The sequence below is a fragment of the Sphingobium sp. TKS genome (assembly GCF_001563265.1).
Classification (GTDB): Bacteria; Pseudomonadota; Alphaproteobacteria; order Sphingomonadales; family Sphingomonadaceae; genus Sphingobium.
Genome location: NZ_CP005089.1, coordinates 47,867 through 53,908, shown reverse-complemented (window position 1 = coordinate 53,908; position 6,042 = coordinate 47,867). Strand labels below are relative to the sequence as shown.

Genomic DNA, 6,042 nt, shown 5'->3' with positions numbered 1-6,042 from the left:
GCGGACCTCCCTTCGTCGGTCCCGCGAGGCCAAGCGCCATCGCTCCCGAAAGCACGCTTTCGAGATTGACTTTCGCTGCCGCACCACCGATAAAGGGAGCCAAGTTAGACGCGCTCACCTTCGGTGGCACAAACAGCCCTCGCTCAGCCAAGCGAGGGTTTTTTGTTGCCCTGTCGCCTCGGGGAGCCACCCCGCACGCAACAGATGAATCGCCGACTCCAAGGCGGAATCAGCGCGTCATAACTGGCTCAAGTTTAAGGGGTTGGCAAGAATAAGCGTGCGCGCACGCTTATAAGGCCCAGTCGGCCCCAAGCTGCGATTTTGGCCAAGTCGGAGAACGTTTTGGGAACGTGGCATTCGGTATTGACGATGGAAATCATAGAAGAGGACAGTTCGCTCCATCATAGGGAGTGGGTTGATGGATCGGAGTATTCCGGGCGGGGATTTGATCGGACGATGGAGCCTGAGCTTTGCCGATATTGATTTTGTAAATTCGAAGCCGGCCCTGACGCGCCTTGGCCTCGCCGCGCAGCTGAAATTCTTCGCTTCCCTGGGGTTTTTCGCGATCGATCCCGGCTCAATCCCTACCGATGGCCTCTCGTATCTGGCCGAGCAACTCGGTGTCGAGGCTGGCGAGATAGCCGGTTATGACTTTTCCAGTCGGACAGCACGACGGCATTGTGCGGAGATCCTGATCCATCCTGGATATCACCGCATGAAGCGGGTGGATCGCGCGCAATTGACGGAATGGATTGCTGGCGAGCTGTGCCCGGGCGGCCAGTCGATCAATGCCATGCTTGAGGGCTCTGTTGCAAAAATCGTGAAGCTTGAGCATGCTTGGCGGAGATTGGACGGACGGAACGATGACGGATTTCAAGTGGCGCCATTTCCAGGGTGATGTGATCCTGTGGGCGGTGCGCTGGTATTGTCGCTATCCGATCAGCTATCGCGACCTTGAGGAAATGCTGGCGGAACGCGGCATTTCGGTCGACCATACGACGATCTATCGCTGGGTCCAGTGCTACGCCCCGGAGATGGAGAAGCGGCTGCGCTGGTTCTGGCGGCGTGGCTTTGATCCGAGCTGGCGCCTGGATGAAACCTACGTCAAGGTGCGGGGCAAGTGGACCTACCTGTACCGGGCAGTCGACAAGCGGGGCGACACGATCGATTTCTACCTGTCGCCGACCCGCAGCGCCAAGGCAGCGAAGCGGTTCCTGGGCAAGGCCCTGCGAGGCCTGAAGCAGGGTTGTGCGGCTGAGCGGAACAGAAAAGTGTCATAAGGAACCGCTTGGCTCGATACAGCGATAGATGGTCGCCGGGTGAACGTTGAAAGTCCTTGCGACGGCGCTGATGGACTTGCCCTCGAGCACGAGTTGGCGAGCGAGCTCAGCTTGATCGGGTCGCATTTTCTTTGGGCGGCCGAAAGCCACGCCGCGCGCCCTCGCAGCCTTTCGACCTTCGTCGGTTCGGCTCAATATGAGGGCCCGCTCGAACTGGGCGATCCCAGCGAACACGGTCATGATCATCACGCCGGACGGGGACGTGGTATCGGCCCAAGGTTCATCAAGCGATTGTAAACCTGCCTGCTTTTCCTTGATGCGTTCCGCGATGTGCAGAAGTTCAATGGTTGATCGCGCCAAACGATCGAGGCGAGCGACCACCAGGACGTCGCCTTTGCGCAGGTGTCCCATGAGCTTTTCGAGCTCTGGTCGGCCGCGAGCGGCTCCGGATATTTTCTCCTCGAACATCAACTCACAGCCAGCCTCCGAGAGACGACCGCGCTGGATTTCCAGGTTCTGATCCTCGGTGGAAACGCGTGCATAGCCGAGCTTCATGCGGCGGCTCCAAGGGACGTGCGAAAGTTACTGCAAAATGATTTCATTTCGCACATATGTTTTGCGAAGAAATTAGCCTTACTTTTCGGCACAAGCCTCCGCCTTCGCAAAAGTTGAAAGTTTCGCACGGTATGCCCACCCGTCACCTCACTGACGCCCAGCGTCAGGGCTTTGCCCGCTTCGACGGCGAACCGTCGGCCGACCAGCTCGCGCGATATTTCCATTTTGACCAAACTGATCGCGACCTCATTGGAACTCTGCGCGGCGACCACAATCGGCTCGGCTTTGCGGTGATGCTGACCAGCGCCCGGTTTCTGGGCGCATTTCCAGTCTCGCCCGCCGAAATCCCCGCGTCGGTCCTGGCGGCCGTGATCGAACAACTCGCTCTTGAACCCGGCACGGACGTGGAAGCCTATTTTGCGGGAAGCCGGCGCATCCGGCACCTCGCGCTCATCCGGACGCACTGCGGCTTCACGGACTTTGGCGACAACGCGGTGGCGCGGTTCCGATTGACCCGATGGCTCTACGCCCTTTGCTGGAGCGGCGACGATCGGCCCGGCCCCCTTATTGATCGAGCTGCGGCCTGGCTGATCGCCAACAAGGTGCTGCTGCCGGGCGTCACGGTCGTCGAGCGATTGGTCGGCAGAATCCGCGATCGTGCGCGGACCAGGCTTTGGTGTCATCTGGTCACCAGCTTGAGCGATGACCAGCGCGCGCGCATCGCCGCTCTGTTTGACGATGGCGACACATCCACGTTCGCCGCCTTGGACGCGCTGCGGACCATTCCCTCCAAGCGCATGCCGACCGAGCTCTTCCGCCATCTTGATCGGCTCGATGCGGTCCGGGCGTTCAATCTGCGACCGGCGCCACCACGCGGTGTTCCAGCCACAACCCTTGAGCGCCTCGCGCGGGTGGCGCGCGTCAGCAAGCCTTCGGCTATCGCTGTCCTTCAGGAGCCTCGTCGAACCGCGACCGTAGCCGCGCTCTTCCATACGCTCGAAGCGGCGGCCCAGGACGACGCTGCCGAGCTGGCCGAGGCTCTGCTTGCCGACTTGGTGAAGGGGGCTGAAGCCGCCGACAAGCAGGCCCGCCTGCGTAGCCTGCGCGATCTCGATGGCGCAGCGATGCTGCTCCACGCGATGGGTCTCTTGGTTTTGACCGACGACGGGCTGCCCCTCAATGAATGGCGAAACGTGCTCTTCGAGCGGTTGCCCCGTCCCGACATCGAGGCCGCCATGTCCAAGGTGGAGGCAATCGCCAAGCCCGCAGAGACCAAGCCATATGATCAACTGCGAACAAAATGGCGGGGCGCCCGGCGATTGTTCTTTGAAATCACCACCCGCATCGAGATCGACGCCGCCCCGGGCGGCAAAAACGTCAAGGCCGCGATCAGCTACCTCAAGGGCGTGGACGACTGGTCGTCTCTCGCCAAGATGCGCGGCGCACCGACCGCTGCGATCCCAAAGGCGTGGAGGCAACATGCCCTCGATCATGAAGGCAGGGTGAGAGACCCGAAAGCCTATGTCTTCGCGATCATCGATGCATGGCGTCTCGCGATCAAGCGTCGCGACGTGTTCGCCAAGCCCGGCATCCGATACGGGGATCCCCGGCGCGGGATGCTCGAGGGCGAGTCCTGGCACAATTCCAGATTGATGGTAGCACGCGCCCTGGGCCGATCTCTGGAAGCCGACACTGAGATCGACGGTCTCTCCCGCCTTCTCGATGAGGCATATCGTCATGTCGCCGGGCGCGCGGGCGACAATCTGGACCTGCGTTTCGAGACGGTCGCCGACAAGACCCAGATTGTGGTCACGCCCCTCGACAAGCTTGATGAACCCGAGCGCCTTCGTGCGCTTCGCGCCGCCGTCCAAACGCGCATGCCGAAGGCGGGGATGCCCGACATCTTGCTTGAAGTCATGGCGCGAACCGGATTTGCTAAGTCCTTTACCCATCTGAGCGAGCGTCAGGCCACCGTCGAGCACTTCGAGATAAGCCTTTGCGCGACCCTGGTCGGCGGCGCCTGTAACATCGGCCTTGAGCCGGTTGTGCGCCCGGAATTTGCGGCTCTGCGTCGCGACCGGCTTTCCTGGGTCGGTCAGAATTTCATTCGGCCCGAGACCATAGCCGCGGCCAACGCCGCGATCGTTGCCGCTCACAGTCGCCTGGATATCGTCCAACATTGGGGCGCAGGCGAGGTGGCCAGCGCCGACGGCATGCGGTTTGTCGTTCCGTCGAGCGCCATACACGCCGGCCCCAACCCCAAATATTACGGCCAGGAGCGCGGCGTCACTTGGTACAACATGATTTCCAACCAGTTCAGTGGTCTGGCCGGAGCGGTCATCCCTGGAACGCTGCGCGACAGCCTGGTCGTCCTGGCTCTCCTGCTGGAACAGGAAACCGAGCTCGAACCTCTGGAGATCATGACCGACACAGCCGCCTATTCCGACGCGATTTTCGGGCTGTTCTGGCTCTTGGGCTACCGGTTCAGCCCCCGTCTGGCGGACATCGGCGGCGCGAAGCTGTGGCGCATCGACCGCCAGGCGAGCTACGGACAATTCGATGAGATTGCCTGGGGCAGGATCAAAATCAATCTGATCAGGGAAAACTGGTCCGACCTGATCCGTTTGGCCGGATCGCTCAAGCTCGGCCACCTCAAGGCCGCAGGCGTCATGCGCATGCTGCAGGTCAAAGACCGCCCAACGACCCTGGCCAAGGCGCTGTCTGAACTGGGGCGCATCATCAAGACGCTGCACATCCTGCGATACATCGACGATCGACCGTTCCGCCGGCGGATATTGGTTCAGCTCAACCGGCAGGAATTGCGCCACAAGCTCGGTCGGCGCGTCCATCACGGCGATCGGGGCGAAATCAGAAGCCCTCTGCGCCAGGGCCAGGAGGAGCAGCTTGGCGTCCTTGGTCTCGCCCTCAACTCCATCGTCCACTGGAACGCTGTCTACATGCAAGAAACCGTGCGCCAACTCAGTGAGGCCGGGACGCCGCCACTGCCCGCCGATATCGCTCGACTCTCGCCGATATCCTGGCGTCACATCAATTTCCTCGGGCGCTACGATTTCTCCGTGCCCGACGCCGTCGCAAACGGCGGCCTCAGACCGCTACGTCAACCTAATTCCAAATGGGACTTTTGAAAGAAAATAATGCCCCTTACGACACTTTCCTGTTCCGCTCAGCCGCACGACCCAAGCACTGGGAAAAGCCTGCCACGCTCAATACCGACAAAGCGCCGAGCTATGGTGCAGCGATCACCGAATTGAAGCGCGAAGGAAAGCTGGACCGGGAGACGGCCCACCGGCAGGTGAAGTATCTCAATAACGTGATCGAGGCCGATCACGGAAAGCTCAAGATACTGATCAAGCCGGTGCGCGGTTTCAAATCGATCCCCACGGCCTATGCCACGATCAAGGGATTCGAAGTCATGCGAGCCCTGCGCAAAGGACAGGCTCGCCCCTGGTGCCTGCAGCCCGGCATCAGGGGCGAGGTGCGCCTTGTGGAGAGAGCTTTTGGCATTGGGCCCTCGGCGCTGACGGAGGCCATGGGCATGCTCAACCACCATTTCGCAGCAGCCGCCTGATCGGCGCAGAGCGACAGCCTACCTCTGACTGCCGCCAATCTTTGCAACAGAGCCCCGCTCCGACAAGCCCGCAAGCGGTCTTGCGCGTGATCGCGCCGTTTGGACGCTTCGGCGAAGCGGGATTGAGATTATAGGCGTCAGGCAGTGACGGCCGCCGCACATTCCCAGCGGTCCACCGCCCTATGAAACCCCACCCGCTCCGCATTGCTGATCCGCGGGCGGCTCGCCTTTGCGCCAGAAGGCGCGCATCTTGCCCCGATCGTTCAGAGGGGCGTCGGCGACGATCGCGCGCGCGGCCTGGATGAACTGCCCATGCCGAACACATAGACCAGCGATGCAGGCGGTATGGCGGCGAAGCGCGCCAGCGCTGCGTCGCAGCGCCGGAGCAAGGCGCGGAAACTCTCTGCCCCCTCCCCGTCGCAATAATCAGGATCGGCCGCGCTCCAATAGCGTTCGAGGTGCGGCATCCGTTCGGCGCTGTGCGTGCCGTTCAGCGCGCCGGTTGCAGATAGGTGAACTCCTCTATCGGCCACGTCTTCACCGGCGCGTCGGGAAAGCGGGCGATGGTCGGTGCGGCGGTTTGCCGGGTGCGGGCAGTCGTCCCGTCCAGCACAGACG

Annotated in this window: 2 protein-coding genes and 4 pseudogenes; 4 read left to right on the top strand and 2 right to left on the bottom strand. The window is 61.8% G+C overall.

Translation table 11 applies throughout. The features are described 5' to 3' along the window. Positions 1-418 precede the first annotated feature (418 nt). Positions 419-802 (top strand): annotated as a pseudogene (locus K426_RS29665) (DUF4158 domain-containing protein); the annotation flags it as partial. A 61-nt stretch (positions 803-863) separates the two neighbouring features. Then, positions 864-1,241, top strand: a pseudogene (locus tag K426_RS29660) (IS6-like element IS6100 family transposase); the annotation flags it as partial. A gap of 33 nt (positions 1,242-1,274) precedes the next feature. Here the strand turns inward: K426_RS29660 and K426_RS29655 are convergent. Next, positions 1,275-1,835: a recombinase family protein gene (locus K426_RS29655; protein WP_066564861.1), complete on the bottom strand. Its 561-nt coding sequence runs from the start codon at positions 1,833-1,835 to the stop codon at positions 1,275-1,277. Between the two features lie 131 nt (positions 1,836-1,966). Here K426_RS29655 and K426_RS29650 point away from each other — a divergent pair, with 131 nt between their 5' ends. Continuing rightward, a complete protein-coding gene (locus tag K426_RS29650) occupies positions 1,967-4,981 on the top strand; it encodes a Tn3 family transposase (protein ID WP_019054268.1) in 3,015 nt (1,004 codons plus the stop codon). A 26-nt stretch (positions 4,982-5,007) separates the two neighbouring features. After that, positions 5,008-5,424: pseudogene (locus tag K426_RS29645) on the top strand (DDE-type integrase/transposase/recombinase); the annotation flags it as partial. 137 nt (positions 5,425-5,561) lie between these two features. Here the strand turns inward: K426_RS29645 and K426_RS31045 are convergent. Next, positions 5,562-6,019, bottom strand: a pseudogene (locus K426_RS31045) (histidine phosphatase family protein); the annotation flags it as partial. Positions 6,020-6,042 lie beyond the last annotated feature (23 nt).